19 protein-coding genes are annotated in these 19,497 nt (G+C 59.0%); 5 read left to right on the top strand and 14 right to left on the bottom strand.

Annotation, left to right across the window (positions count from 1 at the left end; genetic code table 11):
- Positions 1-174: 174 nt before the first annotated feature.
- On the top strand, positions 175-1,953 hold the full coding sequence (locus tag JFT91_RS02920; RefSeq protein ID WP_201231506.1) for an acyl-CoA dehydrogenase C-terminal domain-containing protein: 1,779 nt from the start codon (positions 175-177) through the stop codon (positions 1,951-1,953).
- Positions 1,954-2,180: 227 nt separating this feature from the next.
- On the opposite strand, the gene JFT91_RS02915 is transcribed toward JFT91_RS02920, so the two are convergent.
- Positions 2,181-3,089: a LysR family transcriptional regulator gene (locus tag JFT91_RS02915; protein ID WP_201228774.1), complete on the bottom strand. Its 909-nt coding sequence runs from the start codon at positions 3,087-3,089 to the stop codon at positions 2,181-2,183.
- Positions 3,090-3,258: 169 nt separating this feature from the next.
- Here JFT91_RS02915 and JFT91_RS02910 point away from each other — a divergent pair, with 169 nt between their 5' ends.
- The 4 genes from JFT91_RS02910 (at position 3,259) to JFT91_RS02895 (ending at position 5,722) form a co-directional block, all read left to right on the top strand.
- The gene (locus tag JFT91_RS02910) at positions 3,259-4,542 is read left to right on the top strand and encodes an aspartate aminotransferase family protein (RefSeq protein ID WP_201231505.1); all 1,284 of its coding nucleotides are present in this window, start codon (positions 3,259-3,261) and stop codon (positions 4,540-4,542) included.
- A gap of 244 nt (positions 4,543-4,786) precedes the next feature.
- On the top strand, positions 4,787-5,143 hold the full coding sequence (locus JFT91_RS02905) for a type II toxin-antitoxin system RelE/ParE family toxin (RefSeq protein WP_201231504.1): 357 nt from the start codon (positions 4,787-4,789) through the stop codon (positions 5,141-5,143).
- Entirely contained in the window at positions 5,136-5,456 is a 321-nt protein-coding gene (gene relB, locus JFT91_RS02900; RefSeq protein ID WP_201231503.1) for a type II toxin-antitoxin system RelB family anti-toxin transcriptional regulator, read from the top strand. The genes JFT91_RS02905 and relB overlap by 8 nt, the downstream gene beginning before the upstream one ends.
- A 107-nt stretch (positions 5,457-5,563) precedes the next feature.
- The gene (locus JFT91_RS02895; RefSeq protein ID WP_003228885.1) at positions 5,564-5,722 is read left to right on the top strand and encodes a YqaE/Pmp3 family membrane protein; all 159 of its coding nucleotides are present in this window, start codon (positions 5,564-5,566) and stop codon (positions 5,720-5,722) included.
- Between the two features lie 151 nt (positions 5,723-5,873).
- Here the strand turns inward: JFT91_RS02895 and JFT91_RS02890 are convergent, their stop codons facing one another.
- From JFT91_RS02890 to JFT91_RS02830, 13 genes are all read right to left on the bottom strand, one after another.
- Positions 5,874-7,685 (bottom strand): S9 family peptidase, encoded by a 1,812-nt coding sequence (locus tag JFT91_RS02890; protein WP_201231502.1) that lies wholly within the window; start codon positions 7,683-7,685, stop codon positions 5,874-5,876.
- Positions 7,651-8,790 carry a pyrroloquinoline quinone biosynthesis protein PqqE gene (gene pqqE / locus JFT91_RS02885; RefSeq protein ID WP_518524860.1) on the bottom strand — a complete coding sequence of 380 codons (1,140 nt, stop codon included), beginning with the start codon at positions 8,788-8,790 and terminating at the stop codon, positions 7,651-7,653. The genes JFT91_RS02890 and pqqE overlap by 35 nt, the downstream gene beginning before the upstream one ends.
- Positions 8,783-9,058: a pyrroloquinoline quinone biosynthesis peptide chaperone PqqD gene (pqqD, locus tag JFT91_RS02880; RefSeq protein ID WP_201228770.1), complete on the bottom strand. Its 276-nt coding sequence runs from the start codon at positions 9,056-9,058 to the stop codon at positions 8,783-8,785. Before pqqD ends, pqqE begins: the two co-directional genes overlap by 8 nt.
- Positions 9,055-9,807: a pyrroloquinoline-quinone synthase PqqC gene (gene pqqC / locus JFT91_RS02875; protein WP_201231501.1), complete on the bottom strand. Its 753-nt coding sequence runs from the start codon at positions 9,805-9,807 to the stop codon at positions 9,055-9,057. The genes pqqD and pqqC overlap by 4 nt, the downstream gene beginning before the upstream one ends.
- Before the next feature lie 139 nt (positions 9,808-9,946).
- Complete coding sequence (pqqB, locus tag JFT91_RS02870; protein WP_201231500.1) at positions 9,947-10,858, bottom strand: pyrroloquinoline quinone biosynthesis protein PqqB; 912 nt, start codon at positions 10,856-10,858, stop codon at positions 9,947-9,949.
- Between the two features lie 81 nt (positions 10,859-10,939).
- On the bottom strand, positions 10,940-11,014 hold the full coding sequence (gene pqqA / locus JFT91_RS02865) for a pyrroloquinoline quinone precursor peptide PqqA (protein ID WP_003422658.1): 75 nt from the start codon (positions 11,012-11,014) through the stop codon (positions 10,940-10,942).
- Positions 11,015-11,172: 158 nt separating this feature from the next.
- Positions 11,173-13,587, bottom strand: a complete 2,415-nt coding sequence (pqqF, locus tag JFT91_RS02860) for a pyrroloquinoline quinone biosynthesis protein PqqF (protein ID WP_201231499.1) — start codon at positions 13,585-13,587, stop codon at positions 11,173-11,175.
- Positions 13,588-13,625: 38 nt separating this feature from the next.
- On the bottom strand, positions 13,626-14,420 hold the full coding sequence (locus tag JFT91_RS02855) for a carbon-nitrogen hydrolase family protein (RefSeq protein WP_201228764.1): 795 nt from the start codon (positions 14,418-14,420) through the stop codon (positions 13,626-13,628).
- A 12-nt stretch (positions 14,421-14,432) separates the two neighbouring features.
- Positions 14,433-16,115, bottom strand: coding sequence for a flavin monoamine oxidase family protein (locus tag JFT91_RS02850; protein ID WP_201228762.1), 1,683 nt, complete (start codon positions 16,113-16,115; stop codon positions 14,433-14,435).
- A 223-nt stretch (positions 16,116-16,338) separates the two neighbouring features.
- Positions 16,339-16,755, bottom strand: coding sequence for an Lrp/AsnC family transcriptional regulator (locus JFT91_RS02845; RefSeq protein ID WP_207196766.1), 417 nt, complete (start codon positions 16,753-16,755; stop codon positions 16,339-16,341).
- Between the two features lie 272 nt (positions 16,756-17,027).
- Positions 17,028-18,116 (bottom strand): DUF3396 domain-containing protein, encoded by a 1,089-nt coding sequence (locus JFT91_RS02840; RefSeq protein WP_201231498.1) that lies wholly within the window; start codon positions 18,114-18,116, stop codon positions 17,028-17,030.
- Between the two features lie 168 nt (positions 18,117-18,284).
- A complete protein-coding gene (locus JFT91_RS02835) occupies positions 18,285-18,830 on the bottom strand; it encodes a VRR-NUC domain-containing protein (RefSeq protein ID WP_242489206.1) in 546 nt (181 codons plus the stop codon).
- Entirely contained in the window at positions 18,823-19,335 is a 513-nt protein-coding gene (locus JFT91_RS02830) for a PAAR domain-containing protein (protein ID WP_201231497.1), read from the bottom strand. The genes JFT91_RS02835 and JFT91_RS02830 overlap by 8 nt, the downstream gene beginning before the upstream one ends.
- Positions 19,336-19,497 lie beyond the last annotated feature (162 nt).

Here is a 19,497-nt window from a genome sequence, read left to right as displayed (position 1 = left end):
AGCTCCCTCGCCACAGGTTTCTATACAGCCTTCGATTATCGTTTCAGGATGGTGACCAAAAATAACAAATCAGTCACCGGTTGACCCTATGTGTCGCAAAAGTTGTTGGGGTACACTCGGGCTCAACGAAAACACCATTCCACGAATCACCGTTTAGATCTTGCGAGGTTTGCCATGGCTGACTACAAAGCGCCGCTGCGCGATATGCGCTTCGTCCTCAATGAAGTATTCGAAGTCGCCAAGCTCTGGGCCGAATTGCCGGCCCTGGCCGAGACCGTCGATGCCGAAACTGTTGAAGCCATTCTCGAAGAGGCCGGCAAGGTCACCAGCAAAAGCATCGCACCGCTGAGCCGCGCCGCCGACGAAGAAGGTTGTCATTGGGCGGACGGTGCCGTCACCACGCCGGCCGGATTCCCCCAGGCTTATCAGACGTACGCCGAAGGCGGCTGGGTTGGCGTCGGTGGCGATCCGCAGTACGGCGGCATGGGCATGCCCAAAGCCGTGTCGGCCCAAGTCGAAGAGATGGTCAACTCCGCCAGCCTGTCCTTCGGTCTGTACCCGATGTTGACCGCCGGCGCCTGCCTGTCGATCAACGCCCACGCCAGCGAAGAGCTGAAAGCCGCCTACCTGCCGAACATGTACGCCGGCGTCTGGGCCGGTTCGATGTGCCTGACCGAGCCGCACGCCGGTACCGACCTGGGGATTATTCGTACGAAGGCTGAGCCTCAGGCCGACGGTTCCTACAAGGTCAGCGGCACCAAGATCTTCATCACCGGTGGCGAACACGACCTCACCGAAAACATCATTCACCTGGTGCTGGCGAAACTGCCGGACGCACCGGCGGGCCCGAAAGGCATCTCGTTGTTTCTGGTGCCGAAGTTCATGGTCAATGCCGACGGCAGCCTCGGCGCGCGCAACCCGGCCAACTGCGGTTCGATCGAGCACAAGATGGGCATTCAGGCGTCCGCAACCTGCGTGATGAACTTCGACGAAGCCGTGGGTTATCTGGTCGGCGAGCCGAACAAAGGCCTCAACGCGATGTTCACCATGATGAACTACGAGCGTCTGGGCGTCGGCATCCAAGGCCTGGCGACCGGCGAGCGTTCGTACCAGAACGCCGTTGAATACGCCCGCGACCGTTTGCAAAGCCGTTCGCCAACCGGCGCGCAAAACAAAGACAAAGTCGCTGACCCGATCATCGTCCACCCGGACGTGCGTCGCATGCTGCTGACCATGAAAGCCTCGAACGAAGGTGGCCGTGCGTTCTCCACCTACGTAGCGATGCAACTCGACACCGCCAAGTTCAGCGAAGACGCGACCACCCGTAAGCGTGCGGAAGATCTGGTCGCGTTGCTGACGCCTGTGGCCAAGGCATTCCTCACCGATCTGGGTCTGGAAACCACCGTGCACGGCCAGCAGATTTTCGGCGGCCACGGCTACATCCGCGAGTGGGGCCAGGAGCAATTGGTGCGTGACGTGCGCATCACGCAGATTTACGAAGGCACCAACGGCATTCAGGCACTGGACCTGGTCGGGCGCAAGATCGTCGGCAGCGGCGGCGAGTTCTACAAGCTGTTCGCTGACGAGATCCGCCACTTCACCGCGACCGCCAGTGCTGATCTGGGCGAATTCACCAAGCCGCTGAACGATGCCGTCGACACCCTCGATGAACTGACTTCGTGGTTGCTGGACCGGGCAAAAAACAACCCGAATGAAATCGGCGCGGCCTCGGTCGAATATCTGCAAGCGTTCGGCTACACCGCTTATGCCTACATGTGGGCGTTGATGGCCAAAGCGGCGCTGGGCAAAGAAGCACAGGAAGATTTCTATGCCAGCAAGCTCGGCACTGCGCGCTTCTATTTCGCCCGTCTGCTGCCGCGCATCCACTCGTTGAGCGCGTCGGTGAAGGCGGGGAGCGAGTCGCTGTTCCTGTTGGATGCGGCGCAATTCTGATGATGTAACGTGATGTAAGCATTTGCTTACATCACGTGCTGCTGTTCTCCCCTATGCGAGGATTGGATCCAGAGCTAATCTACATTTCATGGACGTCGCGCAGGAAGCGCAAAGCAACAACACGGACACGTAGGATTCTGCCAGGGTGGCGGAGTGAAATGGATGTCAGGGAAACAGTCTGCAAAGCCCCGCTTCGGCGGGGTTTTCTTTTGCCTGAAGAAAAGTGCTCAGCCCAAGGTCGGCGGCTTCGCTTCACGCTCCATCACTTCTTCCAGCAATGTGCGCAACAGCGCCAAAGACGCCTGCTGACGTTGTACATCGCGGCACACCAGCCCGACTTTCAACGGCACGCGGGGTTCGCTCAGCGGTTTCCACAGCAGATCCTGATCGTCGTACTCCTTCTGCGAACGCCCAGGCAACACTGTCGCCAGTTTGGTGTGCGGCAAGCTGTCGAGAATCCCCACCATATTGTTCAGTTCGGCCTGCACCTGCGGGCGGCGTCCGAGGCTGGTCAATTGCGCCTGCCAGATCTGGCGGATCTGGAATTCTTCGCCCAACAGCAACATCGGCAACTCGGCGGCCTGGCGCATCGAGACCTTCTTGAATTCACGCAACGGATGATCCGCCGGGATGACCAGCGTCAGTTCATCTTCGTAGAGCATCACGCCATGCAGCCCCGGCTGGCGTGGCGGTAGATAACTGATGCCGATATCCAATGAGCCGTTGAGCAAGCGCCGTTCGATCTCCAGCCCGGTCAACTCATAGATTTGCACCACAAGGTGAGGCTGAGCCTTGCGCACCCGCTCCAGCATTTGCGGCACCAGACTGGTGTGAACCGTCTGCAACACGCCAATCGCCAAAGTGCGCAACGCCTGACCCTTGAAGTTTCCTAACGCCTCACGCGCCCGTTGCAAGCCGTCAAGCAAGGGCAGGGCGTGGTTATACAACGTATGCGCGGCGAGGGTTGGCAGCAGGCGTTTGCTGCTGCGCTCGAACAGCGTCACGTCGAGGTTTTGCTCGAGCTGGCGAATCTGCTGCGATAACGCCGGTTGCGAGATTGACAGGCGTTCAGCGGCCCGGCCGACATGGCCCTCTTCGTAGACCGCGACGAAATAACGCAGTTGTTTGAAATCCATAAGTAATGCTTATCGAAAATGCTGGTAAATCGAAATGGCCCGAAGCCGTCAGTGAGCCTAGTCTAACCGCAATCACAAGGCTTACAGGGCCAGAGAGCGCGATGAATAGCGTTTGCTTCTACAGTGTTTGCATAGGCAGTTCAAAAAACCTCAAACGGGGTTTTTTCCAATGAATCTGTTCAGTTTGCGGCGTCAGGCGCCGAGTCTTGATGATCTGGCTTTCGAGGCCGGCCCTTCAGACCTCAGCGAGAACCTGAGCGCCGAGCGGCTAATGCCCAGCGTCGAGCGGCCTCAGCAAGTTTTCGTTCGCGGTCAGGGTTCCTGGCTGTGGGACAGCAACGACCGTGCATACCTCGACTTCTCTCAGGCTGGCGGCGCCAACAGCCTTGGCCACAGTCCTTCGGCACTGGTCAAAGCCATCGCCAGTCAGGCTCAGGCCCTGATCAATCCCGGTTTCAATTTGCACAATCGCGGCATGCTCAGTCTTGCCGAGCGCCTCTGCGCCAGTACGTCCAGCGATCAGGCCTATTTGCTCAACAGCGGCAGTGAAGCGTGTGAAGCGGCGATCAAACTCGCGCGCAAATGGGGGCAACTGCATCGCGGTGGCGCCTCGCGGATCATTGTTGCGAAGCAAGGCTGTCATGGCCGTAGTCTGGCGACGATTTCCGCCTCGGACAGTTGCAACCTGCACAACCGTTTCGCGCCACTGCTGCCGGGCTTCGATCTGGTGCCGTTCAACGACTTGCAGGCGCTGCACGCGGCGGTCGATGCGCAGACCGTAGCGATCATGCTTGAGCCGATCCAGAGCGATGCCGGGGTCGTGCCGGCCACCGAGCTGTACCTCAAAGGTGTCGAACGGCTGTGCCGTGAGTTGGGCATTCTGCTGATCCTCGACGAAGTACAAACCGGCATCGGCCGCTGCGGCACCTTGCTCGCCGAACAATCCTACGGCGTGCGCGCCGATATCGTCGTGCTCGGTAAAGGGCTTGGCGGCGGTGTGCCGCTGGCAGCGCTATTGGCGCGGGGCAAGGCCTGCTGTTTCGACGCCGGCGAACTCGGCGGCACCCATCATGGCAATGCGCTGATGACGGCGGCCGGTCTGGTGGTGCTCGACAGCGTGCACGACCGCAGTTTTTTCGAACAGGTCAACGACAATGGTCAGCATCTGCGCGAAGGCCTGGCCCGATTGGCGCATCGCTATGGTCACGGCGAACTGCGTGGGCAAGGCCTGTTCTATGGACTGACTCTGTCAGACGATTCCGCCGACGCGGTGATCCATGCCGCCCTGCACGAAGGCCTGCTGCTCAACGCCCCGCAAGCCAATTGCCTGCGCTTCACCCCGGCACTCACCGTCAGCAAAACCAATATCGACGAAATGCTCCTGCGCCTGGCCCGCGCCTTCTCGCGTGTGCGCACAGCGCAGCTGCAATGCCGCAAAGGGATTGCCGTCTGAGCTGAAGTTTCCTACCCGATTTCAAGAACCGTCTCGCGGTATAACGCACGCCCTGCGCCTGATTCTTTTGGCGTGGGGCGTTTTTTTGTGGCCGGGTTTTGCAATCAACGATTAGCGCTTGAGAGATTGCGGTATCGGTGTTTTTAGATGCGCCGGCAGGGAGTGTTGGCGCGAGCAAGCAGAGTGTCGTAAAGCTTTTTGTAATCCATACCACCAGGTGGTATGTTTTTTGGAAGGGATTCCGATGTCATTCAGATTATTCAAGACCAAAGGTTTTGCCGTGCAAGCCAGTAAGGCATGGATCACGGATAAAGAGCTTCAAGAGGCATTTATCGAAATGCTTCATGGTCAAGCCGACAATCTTGGCGGAGGCGTCTGGAAAAAGCGTCTGAACGCTAACCGTCATCGTTCGATCATTCTGGCAAAAGGTGGGCATTACTGGATCTATCAGGTGCTGTTCGCCAAGAAGGATCGGAGCAATATCAGCACTGCTGAGTTGAAAGATTTACGAGTCCTGGCGAAGGCATACGCGGAGCTGAACGAGGCACAGATTCAGAGTTTGTTGGCAATGAAGGCGTTCGTGGAGATATCTCATGAGTAAAAAATTCAAAAGTGAAGTGTTTGAGTCGATTCACGAATCGGCCGACGCGCTGTTTGCAATCGGCGCCATCAGCAAGGCGACGATGCGCGAGTTTGATGAGTCGTGCATTGCAGCGGTTCCTGATGCGATTGCGGCGGAGCAGATCAAAGCTTTGCGTGAGCTCAACAATGTCAGCCAACCCGTATTCGCCCGATATTTGAACACCAGTGCATCGACAGTCAAACAATGGGAGTCGGGAGACAAACATCCCAGTGGAATGGCGTTGAAGTTGCTGAGCATTGTGCAGAAGCACGGACTGCAGATACTCGCTTGAGCCACGATTGGTTACTGGCGCTGTGATTGCACTGAACCCTGACGAACGGCGCGGGTCGATTAGCTTGTATGGCTCATGTGAGCCAACCCCCATTCAGGAGCTGACCCATGGACTTCATTCGCATCATCATCGCCATTCTGTTGCCACCACTGGGTGTGTTTCTGCAGGTCGGATTTGGCGGGGCGTTCTGGTTGAACATTCTGCTGACGTTGTGCGGGTACATTCCGGGAATCGTGCATGCGGTGTACATCATCGCCAAGCGCTGAGTCCCGCGGCGCCAGATAAATTGCTATCGCTGGCAAGCCAGCTCCCACAGTAGTCTCGGTCGTACAAAGATTTTGTGTACACCAAAAAACCTGTGGGAGCTGGCTTGCCAGCGATTGGGGCGACACCGGGCCGGAAGACGGCAGCGGGTTTTCAGTCCGCCAAACCCATCACCCGCCGATAAAACTTGCATTCCTGCTCCAGCGCGTGCGCCTGATTGACCGCGCGGCGGAAGCCGTGGCGTTCGTCGGGGTAGTAATGCGCCTCGACCGGAATGCCGTTCTGCTCCAGCGCCGTGACCATGTCACGGGTCTGTTGCGGAACGACGACCGCATCCAGTTCACCCTGAAAGAAGATCACCGGCACACGGATATTGCTCGCGTGCAGCAGGGGTGTGCGTGCGGCGTAGCGTTCGGCGTCCTGCTCGGGATCGCCGATCAGCCAGTCGAGATAGTCGCCTTCAAATTTGTGTGTCGCCCGAGCCAGCGCCACCGGATCGCTGACCCCGTATAAACTGGCGCCCGCGCGGAAAACCTGATGGAACGCCAAGGCGCACAACGTCGTATAGCCGCCAGCGCTGCCGCCACGAATAAATGCATTGTTGCCGTCGATCATTTCGCGTTCAGCGAGGTATTCCACTACCGCACAGGCATCCTCGACATCCACCTCTCCCCAGCTCAGGTGCAGCGCCTGACGATATTCCCGGCCATAACCACTGCTACCGCGATAGTTGAGATCAGCGACGGCGAAGCCGCGTTGCGTCCAGTACTGGATGCGCGGGTCGAGCATCGGGTAGCAGGCCGACGTCGGGCCGCCATGGATGAACACCACCAGCGGCGGTTTTGCCTCGCCGTTCATGGCCGGGTAAAAGAATCCGTGAGCCTCGCCCGAACCGCTGGGATAACGCAGGGTTTGCGGGCGGCTGATGCGTTCGGCGGGCAGCGGTGCGACACCGCCGGCCAGCACCTTCACTTTACGAGACGCGCGATCAATCGCGATCACGGCGGAAGGACTGATCGGTGAAGCGGCGATGCAGTAGATGAATTGTTCATCGATAGCGAGATGGCGAAAGCGACTGTAATCGCCAGTGAAGTCTTCAGCGCCGAGCGCCAGACGACCGAAACCACCTTCGCTCCAACTGGCCAAAAAGGCTTCGCCGACAGGCAACCAAGTGCAGCCGCCCAATTGCCACGGCGCGGGTGCATGGTCGGCCTCGGCACTCTGGAGCGGTTGCAAGCCATCAGATGTTTCGCCCCACGGCTGCCAGAATCCGCCGCGATCGGTCAGGCACAACAAGCGACCGTTGGCATCGAATCGCGGTTGCTGGATCGACTCTTCAACGCCATCACCCGCCAGGCAGCGCGGTGCTGAAAAGCGGCCATCCACCACGCACTCAGCCACCATCAGTCGAGTCGACGTCCACGGCTGATGCGGCCGACTCCACTCGATCCACGCCAACCGTTGACCATCAGGACTTACCGTCGGCGCGGCGTAAAAGTCCGCGCCTTCGGCCAAAACTCGACGGGCGCCGTTCGCCAGATCAATCGTCACCAGCCGATGCGTATCGTGCTGCTCCTCAACCGCCAACACCTGCCCATCAGCAAAATGCAGATCGCCGTAACGACAATCGCCCGAAGTCAGCGCTTGCGGCTCGCCATCCAGCGCCTGGCGATACAACTGTTGATCCGTCTCACCGACGAAAACCACCCCGTCAGGCGTCAGGCAAAACGCGCCGCCGCCATATTCGTACACGCGACTGCGCACGCTGAAGCCATTCGGCGTCAGACATTTCGCCACGCCATCGCGCCAATGCCAGATCCGGCACGCCGCATCTTCCGGGCGATATTCATTCCAGAACAAGCCATTGGCGCCGATTTGCAGTTCGGCGAAGTCCATCCCGGCGGCGACGGCTTGGGTAGCGCTGAAAGGTTCAGCCCTTGGCGATGAGGCGTGAGTTTCGTTCATTGCGAAAGGCCAATTGTTCGATGGTTTGAGTGGCGGTCTCGGCTTCTTCGCGGGCCTTGAGGATCACGCCGTGATGTTCGGACTTGCTGCACACAGGGTCGGCATTGCTTGCATCACCGGTGAGCATGAACGCCTGACAGCGACAGCCGCCGAAGTCCTTTTCTTTCTCGTCGCAGGAGCGGCACGGCTCGGGCATCCAGTCGTAACCGCGAAAGCGGTTGAAGCCGAACGAGTCGTACCAGATGTGCTGCATGCTGTGGTCGCGCACGTTGGGAAATTGTACCGGCATCTGCCGGGCGCCATGACAGGGCAGAGCGGTGCCGTCCGGTGTGACCGTCAGGAAGATGCTGCCCCAGCCGTTCATGCAGGCTTTCGGGCGTTCTTCGTAATAGTCCGGAGTGACGAAAATCAGCTTGCACGGATGCCCTTCGGCTTCCAGTTTGGCCCGGTATTCATTGGTGATGCGTTCAGCGCGTACCAGTTGCTCTTTGGTCGGCAACAGGCCGACACGATTGAGCTGCGCCCAACCATAAAACTGGCAGGTGGCAAGTTCCACGAAGTCGGCTTCCAGCGCGATACACAGCTCGATGATGCGGTCGATCTTGTCGATGTTGTGCCGATGGGTGACGAAGTTCAGCACCATCGGGTAGCCGTGAGCCTTGACCGCGCGGGCCATTTCCAGCTTCTGCGCGAAGGCCTTTTTCGAGCCGGCAAGCAGGTTGTTCACTTGCTCGTCGCTGGCCTGAAAACTGATCTGGATGTGATCGAGCCCAGCCTTTTTGAAGTCGCTGATTTTCTGCTCGGTGAGGCCGATGCCAGAGGTGATCAGGTTGGTGTAGAAACCCAGCTTGCGCGCCTCGGCAATCAGCTCCGCAAGGTCCTGACGCACCAGCGGCTCGCCGCCGGAAAAGCCCAGTTGCGCGGCGCCCATCTCCCGCGCTTCACGAAACACCTTGATCCACTGCTCGGTGCTCAGCTCCTTGCCCTGCTCGGCGAAATCCAGCGGATTGGAGCAGTACGGGCATTGCAGCGGGCAGCGGTAGGTCAGCTCAGCGAGCAGCCACAGCGGCAGGCCGACTTCAGGCTTGGGCGGCAGATCAGGCAAGTTCGATCCAGTGCTGCGCACGGGCAACCTCCATGAATTGCTCGATGTCTTCACCGAGCTCTGGCACGCCGGGGAACTGCTCATCGAGTTGGGCGATGATCGCCGCGACATCACGTTCGCCGTCAATCAAACCGCCGATCAACGCCGCGGTTTGGTTGAGTTTGATCATGCCTTCCGGATACAGCAACACATGGCCTTTCTGCGCCGGTTCGTACTGGAAGCGGTAGCCGGGACGCCAGGTCGGGGTTTTGCTGCGGTCGAAACTCATAAGGTGATTCCTTTATGCCAGACGCGTTGTTCGGTGACGCTGTGATACGGCGGACGTTTCAGTTCGTAGGCCATGCTCATGGCATCGAGCATGCTCCAAAGAATGTCCAGTTTGAACTGGAGAATTTCCAGCATGCGCTCCTGTCCTGCGCGTGTCTTGTAGTGCTCCAGCGTGATCGCCAGGCCGTGCTCGACATCCCGCCGCGCCTGACCGAGGCGGGTGCGGAAATACTCGTAACCGGCCGGGTCGATCCACGGGTAATGCTGCGGCCAGCTGTCGAGGCGCGACTGATGGATCTGCGGCGCGAACAGCTCGGTCAGCGAGCTGCTGGCGGCTTCCTGCCAACTGGCGCGGCGGGCAAAGTTGACGTAGGCGTCGACGGCGAAACGCACGCCGGGCAGCACCAGTTCCTGGGAGCGCAGTTGATCCGGGTCGAGGCCAACGGCCTGGCCGAGCCGCAGCCACGCTTCGATGCCGCCGTCTTCACCGGGTGCGCCGTCGTGGTCGAGCAGGCGCTGAATCCATTCGCGACGGATTTCGCGATCCGGGCAATTGGCGAGGATCGCCGCGTCTTTCAGGGGGATGTTCACCTGATAGTAGAAACGGTTGGCGACCCAGCCCTGAATCTGCTCGCGTGTGGCGCGACCTTCGTACATCGCCACGTGATACGGGTGATAGATGTGGTAGTAGGCGCCTTTGGCGCGCAGGGCCGCTTCGAATTCGGCGGGGGACAGCGGGGTGTCGGTCATTGCGGTTCTCCGGGGAACAACCCTAGAAATCTCTTTTGTTGGTACTGGCCTCTTCGCGAGCAGGCTCGCTCCCACAGGTTGAACGCTTTCGAATGTGGGGGCGAGCCTGCTCGCGAATGCCGCGCCACGGTCTCAACGGTTACAGCACAATACTCATGCCATCAAACGCCACTTCAACATCACGTCGCGCCAGCTCTGCACGCTCCGGCGAATCCTCATCGAGAATCGGGTTGGTGTTGTTGATGTGGATAAGCACCTTGCGCTGCTCGGGAAGCTGTTCCAGCACTTCGAGCATGCCGCCAGGCCCGTTCTGTGCCAGATGGCCCATCTCGCGCCCGGTGCGGGTGCCGACGCCACGGCGCTGCATCTCATCGTCATCCCACATGGTGCCGTCGACCAGCAGGCAATCGCTGTCCGCCATGATCTCCAGCAGTGGTGCGTCGACCTTGCCCAACCCCGGCGCGTAGAACAATTTGCCGCCAGTCTTCAGGTCTTCGACGATCAAACCGATGTTGTCGCCAGGATGCGGATCAAAGCGGTGCGGCGAATACGGTGGCGCTGCACTGCGCAGTGGCAACGGGGTAAAGCGCAGGTTCGGGCACGCCGCAACCGTGAAGCTCTGATCGAGTTCGATGCGGTTCCAGTCCAGCCCACCGTTCCAGTGGGTAAGCATCTTGAACAGCGGGAAACCGGTGCTGAGGTCTTCGTGAACCATGTCCGTGCACCAGACCTGATGCGGGCAGCCTTCGCGCAGGCTGAGCAGGCCGGTGGTGTGGTCGATCTGGCTGTCCATCAGGATGATCGCGCTGATGCCGGTGTCACGCAGGGCGCGGCCTGGTTGCATCGGAGCAAAGCTTTGCAGCTGCGCGCGGATGTCCGGCGAGGCGTTGCACAGCACCCAGTTCACGCCGTCATCGGAAATCGCGATGGACGATTGGGTGCGGGCCTTGGCATTCAGGCTGCCGTCGCGAAAGCCTGCGCAGTTGACGCAGTTGCAGTTCCACTGCGGAAAACCGCCACCGGCGGCCGAACCCAGAATCTGGACGAACATGAACGCTCCATCATTTCAACGCTGAAAATAAAACGCCCCGGCGAGCCGAGGCGTTGCACTGCAATTCTACGTAAGCAGAACTCAGCGGCTGGCGAAGTACATGGTGACTTCGAAGCCGATGCGCAGGTCGGTGTAAGCAGGTTTTGTCCAGGACATAAGGTGACTCCTCAATGGGTGGGTGGGATAGCGCTATCCATAGGTATAGTCCACGGCAGCGCAGGGATGTTCCAAATAGTTAGGCTGCTATGTTACTCAAAATTTCCAGGTGATGGCCCGTGAATCTTTGAGAAAGCTCCTTGCAGCGTTGGTAATGATCATTTTGCCGCTTGCCAAGGCGCGCCGGGCGCCGGCTCGTTGGCGAGGCAGAGCCAGCCGCCTTCGGCAGTGTTTAACCGTTGCGCCGCTGCCTGCAGTGTCGGTCGATCGAGGCGGCCGATTGCGCCGGCCAGTTGCACCAGGTAATCCGACGAGTGGCCAGCGAGTTTCGCCTGCCAGAGCAGCTCGGCAGCGTTTTGGGTCGACAGATTGCTGCCGTCGAATTGCTCGGCGAGTGACTGGCGTAGCTGGTTGAAACTGCGGTCATCGAGGTTTTCGATCAGCGCAGGAACGCTGTCGAGGAACTCCCGGATATGACCGAGTAACTGAACCGGTGCAATGTTCGGCGACTGCACACCGAACAGCAACCCGGTCTGGCCATGCATTTGTCGCAGCGCGCTGAACACTGCGTAACCCAGCTGCAATTCTCCGCGCAGGCGCTGATAGAAAGGCGTCTGGCACAGTTGTGCAAGCATACGCCAGGCGGCCTCGTCGGTGATGTCGCGGCTGGCGGTCGGGCAAAACAGCAGCAAGGCATGTTCGCTGGACGCGGTGTCGATGTGGCGCCACAGATGTTGGGGCGGGAGCGCTGCCGGTGCCGGCAATTGATTGTCCGGGATGCCCGGAATGCGGCTCAGGGCCAAACCCATGGCGGATTGAGTCAGTGGGCTGAGGCCCAGGGCCAGGCCGTCCCAGCGCGAAGTTGTCCACAGGTGTTTGGCATCGTCGCTGGTTTTCGCTGTTTCAAGGCCATGCTCCGGGAGCGCCTTCAGCAGTTTACGGATGGGCATCAACGCCGTTTCTGCTTCGCCCTGCGCGGAATTGGCGTCTACTTGCGTCAGACATTTCAGCGCGTGTTCAAGGACGCCGGGCATCGGCTCTTGCAGGCCGATCAGTTTCAGCAGCCATTGATTTCCGGAAGTGCTGAGCGATACCTCGACCCCGGCCTGACGCGCGTCATCCTGAGTTTCTCGCAGGCTGCGCAACAGCTTCGCTTGCACGTCAGCAGTGGCCGCGGCCTGCAACTGCCAGCGCAAATAAATCGCACCGTCATCAGTGGTGTCTGGCAATGCCTGGCTGAACAGCATCGGCGAGCGTTCACGACGGCCGCGCGAGCGATCCTGAGCGAACGTGCGCAGGCCACGGTGGGCGCTGGTTTGCCCGCGAATCAGACCGGCGTTGGCCAGCGGTTCGCTGGCGCGCAGAAAGGGGTTGGCGGCAGGCAGGTGCCAGTGATCACTGAAGTTATCCACAACGCCGATTTCGCGGAGGATTTGTGTCAGGGCTTGAGCGCCGAAATCGGTCAGCCCGTTTTCTCGCTGTTCACTGTCGAGCCGCGCCAATTGCAGTGCGCCACTGACTTGTTGCTGACGCTTGAGCAGGGCTGCATATTCCTCGCGAAGGGGCGTCCAGTTCTGTTGCGCGAAGAAGCTCAGCCAATCCAGCACGTGTTCGCCAATGGCATTCAGCGATTCGGCGGCAGCGCTGAACTCCAGGTGCAGCAGCGCTTGCCCGGCAAAGTGGTACAGCGGCGCGGCTTTCAAATCGCCGGCCAGACCCTGATTTTGCAAAAAGACCAACAATCCACCCGGTTTGGCGTTGTTCAGCCAATGGCAGAGAAACGCCAAAGCCTCGACCGAGGCGTCGGGCAAAGCGTCGAACGCGAACAGCAGATTGCCGCGTCGCTCACCGACCTGTTGATAACTTTTCACCGCCAGCGGGATGGGCGCGGCCTGGGTAACTTTATCCCCAACCGGTAATGCCGTCGCAAACTGCTCCGCCAGCGTGCGCAATTGATCAACGCTCTGCGGCCCCACCAGGCTCAGGGTCATCTGTCCGGTGCGATAAAACTGCTGGTGGAAACCTTGCAACGCCTGTTGAAACCCAGGTTGCTCAATTTGCAGGCTGTCCCGATTCCCCGCATGAAAGCCGCGTAACGGATGCGCTGCCGGTAAACCTTCGTACAACGCAAACTGCTGCTGCGCCGCAGGATCCTGCGACCATGCGACAAATTCCGCCTGCAACACTTCCCGTTCCCGCAGTTGATCGTCCAGATTCATACGCGACTTGGTGAGCATGTCTGACAGACGCTCCAGCCCACCGCTGAATGCAGCGGTCGGCAACTCAAAGAAAAAGTCAGTAGTGCGTTCGCGAGTGCTGGCATTCACCTGCCCGCCGTAACTTTGCACGTAGGCCATCAGCCCTTCGTTTGCAGGAAAACGCGCAGTGCCGAGAAACAGCAAATGCTCAAGAAAATGCGCCAGCCCCGGCCACGCCAATGGCACGTCATGGCTGCCAGCAGCCACTCGCAACGCCGCAGCGCTGCGCTTCAGACCGGGCACGTGACGCAGGGTCACGCGCAAGCCGTTGGCCAGGGTTTCAGTGTGGGGGCGGGGGTGAGTCGGCGCAGGCATGGGCACTTCCAGAACAGTGAAGTGCCAATGCTAGCGGATTAGCGCTTGCCGAGCGCGCTGTAAAGCTCGGGGCGACGGTCTTGCAGGTAACGATTGGCAGCGCGGGAGTCGAGCATCAACTGCCGATCCAGCTCGCCGACGATCAACGCTTCATCGAGCCCGGCCTGTGCGATACGGCTGCCATCCGGTGCGGCGATGCTGCTTTGCCCGCAATAGTGAATGTCGCCTTCGCTGCCGCAATAGTTGGCGTATGCCACGTAACACTGGTTTTCGAAGGCACGAGAACGCACGGTGACGTCCGCGACGAAATCGAACGGAATCATGTTCGCCGTCGGCACCAGAATCAGCTCGGCGCCGGCGAGTGCCAGGCGTCGAGTGTTTTCCGGAAACTCCAGGTCGTAGCAAATCAACAAACCAAGCTTCCAGCCATTGAGTTCGACGATAGGGAAATCATCGTCGCCGGGGCTGAACATCGAACGGTCGAGATCGCCGAACAGATGCGTCTTGCGGTAATTGCACAGACGCTCGCCGTGCGCATCGATCAATTGCACGGCGTTGTAGATCTGCCCGTCAGCAGTCCGCTCCGGATAACCGTAGAGGATCGCCAGACCGGCAGATTTGGCGATCCGGCCAATCTGCTGCGCCCATTCACCGTTGTAGACCTCGGCCAACGTGCTGACCGCCTCGGCGCCAATGTTGTAGCCGGTCATGAACATCTCCGGCAGCACCAGCAGGTCGGCGCCCTTGGCCTCCATCGCCAGTTGATGCAGACGTTGCAGGTTGGCGGCGGGGTCCAGTGGTAGCGGTGGACATTGGTAAAGGGCTACACGCATCAGGGATTCCTCTTACTCGGGCAGGGCGATAGGGCCGATGTCTTTGAACACATCACCTGGCCCCGGGTTCGCTTTATGTGTCGACCCGCCAAAATGTTTCATGATCCCCCACACCGCGTTGAGCGAGGTCTGCACTGCGCCTTCGACCCAGGCCGGCGTCCATGAAACGTCATCGCCAGCGATGAAAATCCCGCGCTGCTCGGCTGGCATCTCGTCCTGCATGAAGTGCGCGTACATGCGCTGGTTGTAGCGATAGTGGCCGGGCAGGGCGCCTTTGAAGGCGCCGAGGAAGTGTGGGTCGGCTTCCCACGATACGGTGATCGGATCGCCAATGATCCGCGCGGCAATGTCGACTTTCGGGTAGATCTTTTTCAGTGCGTTCAGCGCCAGTTCTACGCGTTTTTCCACAGGGTGCGGAAGCATCTTCAGCGCATCGCTCATCCACGAATACGACAGGCAGATCACGCCCGGTTTGTCGTCGCCGTTGTCGAACAGGTAGGTGCCACGGGTCAGGCGATCGGTGAGGGTCATGCTCATCAGGTCACGGCCGGTTTCCGGGTCCTTGTCCTTCCAGAACGGCCGGTCGACCATCACAAAAGTCTTCGACGACTGCATGTAGCGGGTGCGGTCCAGGGCCATCCACATTTTCTGCGAGAACAGAGTTTCGTCGCATTCGATCTGAGTGGTCAGCAGCCAGCTCTGGCAAGTGGTCAGCACGGCAGCGTATTCGCGGGTGTCGCCATTATTGTCGGTGACGGCGAAGCGGCCGTCTGGTGCGTGGGCAATTTTCTTCACGCCCGAGCGCGGCGCGCCACGGTGCAATGATTTCAGGCTGGTGCCTTCTGGCCAGTGCACGCAACGCTCCGGCACATGGCGCCAGATGCCTTGCGGCACTTGTTCGACGCCGCCGACTACCAGGTGCTGGTGATCGTCGCAGTTGGTCATCACCACGCGGAAGATTTCCAGCATCGAATTGGGAAAGTCCGAGTCCCAGCCGCCAGTGCCAAAACCGACCTGACCGAACACTTCGCGGTGATGGAACGACAATTTGGCGAAGGCTTCCGAAGTGGCGACGAAGTCGTAGAACGTGCGGTCGTCCCACAGCGGCACCAAGGTATTCCACAGCTCTTTGAGGCGTGGCACATCGCGGTCACGGATCGCTTGCTGGATATCGGCGAACTGCGAACCGGCTTCCAGCGCATCCGCCCAGGCGTCAGCCACTTCCTGGAACAGTGCAGGAAGATCCGCCAGTTTCTGTGCGTAATGGGTTTTGCCTTCCAGATCGATCACGGTGCTGCCGGAGGCCGGTGTCAGCGGGTTCGGGAAGGGTTTTGTCTCAAGCCCGAGCTTGTCGACGTAGTGATAGAACGCGGTGGACGACACCGGAAAGCGCATCCCACCCAGTTCCGCGACGATGCCGTCAGTGCCGTTGAACGCTTGCGAACGCAAACGCCCACCAAGCTTCGACGCCTCATAAACCACCGGCTTCAGGCCGAGCTTCATCAGCTCGTAAGCCGCCACCAGGCCGGCGATGCCCGCGCCGACAATCGCCACTTCAGCGCCATGATTGTGTTCAGGGATAGTGCCGAGACCGGCCGGGTGTTCGATCCAGTCGTCAAACGCGAACGGAAAGTCCGGGCCGAAAATGGTGACTGGTTTCTTACCGTCTGCAGGATGGCGATTGTTCTTGTTCATGGCTGACCTTGCTGGCGACCCGACGCAGGATGCGCGTCTGAGTATAGGAAAAGATGCCAGCCATTCTAGGGAGCGTCGAACACGTTAATAAGACGCAAAGTGTCGTCGTTTTGATAATTAATTAAGCAGAGTGACGATGCTTGACTTCACTTCGATCACTGTGGGAGCGGGCTTGCCCGCGATGAGGCCTTCATATTCAACCGAGAAATCCCGGTGAGAAAACCTAAACCGGCTGCCCCCGATCAATCTTGCTACTCAAAATGATCGACGTGGTGGTCTTCTCCACCCCATCCACTCCGCCAATCTGATCCAGCAACTGATCCAGCTGCTCCGGCGAATCCGTGCGCAACCACGCCACATAATCAAACTCCCCACTCACCGCACACAGCTGCTGTACCTGCGCCATCGCACTCAACCGACGCACCACCTCTTTGCCGGAACGCGGCTGCACCTTGATCCCGACGTAGGCCTGCAAGCCGCCATCAACCACGCGCTGTCCCAAACGCACGCCATAACCGGTGATCACTTTGGCTTTTTCCAGTCGCGCCAATCGTGAGGTCACGGTGGTGCGCGCAATGCCCAACTGGCGAGCAAGCATTGCCACGCTTTCGCGAGCGTTGATCTGCAGGGCGGCGATCAACTGGCGGTCGATTTCATCGAGTGCGGGGGCGGGTGTCTGGCAAGGGCAACTCCTTTGGCGCGGATCAGTGGTTTTTGCATGTTACAGGCTCAATAGCGAGGACGCTGCGGAAGGTCGTGCTCATGTTCGGCACTCAGTGGCACTTCGTGGGCGACGAATTTTCTTCCGCGCGCAGGCAATCTCATGAATGAAAAAGCCCACGCAAAAAAACCGCCCTTCACGGGCGGTTCAGCATGTGCAGCGGGCGTTGGTTTTTCTCTACGCGCTGGTAGTTATAAGCGTTCTGCCAGCGAATTTGTAGAGTCCAGATGCGGTTCGTCGCGCAGCAACTTGACGCGCCAATCTGTCATCGAACTGTTGTCGATATCCAGACGCTTGAGCCACTGATCTGCTGACCATCCGACCAACCTCAATTCACCCATGTGACTGTTGCCATGCAGCGACCCGACAGACTCGTAGCGAACGGGTTTCAGCAAGTGGTTAATCAGCACATAGGGAGCCGGCTTCAGATCTTCGGCATCGCCGGCGATGTAGGGGTGGGCGCCTGACTGGATGATCACACCTTCGTTGTAGGTATAAAACGCGAAGTGGCTGGCGGGTAGTTGTGCTCGCAGAGCTTCCAGGCCGCCGGCTGACTCCAGGCGTTCATTATCTAAAAGCGTGAGCCAACTGACTGTTTTGATCTTGGCTTGTTTGAAGGTTTTACGACCCGACAGCAAAAACGCGGAGCCTACATCCAGCCCTGGCATACGCGCGGCCATGAAGGCCTCCGTGGGCTGATTGTCATCCTGATTTCCGACAGACAGATTGAACGCATGGCCTGCGTAGCCTTGCTGTGGGTTTATCCGGCGTGCGAATCCATAGAACAGTTTCAAGAAACTCAGCGGATTTTGTTCCTGGAACAACAGCGGTACCGAAAACTCCAGTACACCAATATTGTTGCCCATGTTGGCTTGCCAGGCACGGGGGCCCAAAACACTGAAAAGCCATGGGCTGGCATCTTGGGATTGTTTGCCACTGGTGTAATGGACACTCAGAAAATCGTTCTCCCCCATGGGGCCCATAATTGCGCGCAGATTACGCGCCTGGGCGTATGGGGTGACACGCTCCCCTTGAGGCGGGTTGTCACGCATGAGCCACGTCAAGTGACCATCGGCCAATAGCTGGAACTCGTCAAAGCACTTACACAGTGCCTCTCTAACCAAGGGCGTATGGGCATCCTTGAAATATAGCGTTGCGCGTAAACAAAGAACGGCGCCGATATAGTCCTCCGGGCCACCTTTCATCAGCAAGTTGCCCGGTATCTCCAATACATGGGGCTGTTTGATCAACTCTGCAGCCATGTTGAATGGTTGTTCCATGGGTTACTCCGTTAACTTAATACGCGGGCAGCATGGGGCGCGAGCGTCCTCGGGTCACCACGAACAGGATGGCGCTAGCGATTCCAGCCGCCCACCCCAGCTCTTCATTCGGGATTCTGGATGTCTGCTCTTCCTGATCGCAGTCACAATCTTTGGGCCCCATTATCACTACCTTCTGCTCACTGCCAGCGATCCTCTCGTAAGCCTGAGCCTGCTCGGGATCTTCCTTGTCGGGGGAAACTTCATCTCCACCAATACCTTGATGTTTGATTGGGTCGGCACACCGCTCGGGTTATTCAGTACCAGCACATCGGGTCGGCGAATCATGCCAGTGTCAGCCTCGAACGGTGGATGATCCGGGTCCAGATGCCAGTACTTCCTGATCCAGCCCGGAATCCAGCCATGCGGTTGAGTACCTGTCTGGCTATCCATGATCGGCTGTGGAGGGTCTTTGGTCATGTCGTAACTGACTTCCGGCTTATAGGGGCTTCGCCCTTGCAGAATTTCGTCCAGTTCGAGCAGACGCTGAGCTACGCAGGCCTGTTTGAGGCTTTTCTTGCCGTCTGTGCTGATGTTCGGCTTGGTGCGGCAATAACACATCGCCGAGCAAAGTACCTTCCGGTCTCGCGGATCGAGTTTGGGCTCCAGGACGCTGACAGGGTTCATCTGACCATCTGGTTTCATGCCACCTTGGGATACTGACGGTTCAGTCATTGCTTTCACCAGGCACGAGGTCGATGTGAAGGGTTTGCGGCGATTTATCCTTGACCCAACAAGTCATGCCCTCGGAATCAGTAGTGTCGAAGAGGCTGGTGCCAGAGGAGGACCACACTTTGACCTTGCGGCCAGCCATGGGCTTGCCTGTTTCCTGGTTGATCAGTTGAAAGCGCCCGGAGAACGGTGCGGGTAGAGACGGGATCGGGATGAAAGGGGCGGGAGTATGCGTGTCGCCGATGATGATTGTGCTCGCACCTTGAATGACCGGCGCACCATGGTCGGTGACACTGCCAAGCATGGCGGCGGGTTGGCCATTGATGAAAACAGTAGAGGACACTCCTGAAACAATGTGGCCGCCGCAAGCGGTGGCGTCGTTCATTCGTGCGGCCTGCAGGCCTTCGAATATGACATCCGGTGAACCCGAAACGATGGGGTTTGTTCCATGCCCGGGCAAAGGGCAGGCGGTCGGATCGGTAACGCGTGCAGCAGGTTTACCACTCATTTTGCGAATCCTTGCAAAAGGGCGATTGCGGCGCAACGTTCGGCAGGCCTCAAGTCCGATTGCCGCAAGTGAGCCAGTATCAACTGTCGCGAAGCAACTGCCAGGGCCGCGCTTTGGTTAAAGGCCGCCCTCATGGAAGCAGAAGCCCTCGCCTTTTAGCAA

This window comes from Pseudomonas sp. TH08, assembly GCF_016651275.1.
Lineage (GTDB): Bacteria > Pseudomonadota > Gammaproteobacteria > Pseudomonadales > Pseudomonadaceae > Aquipseudomonas.
Note: the sequence above shows the minus strand (reverse complement) of the source record. Positions and strands in the feature narration are given on the sequence as shown.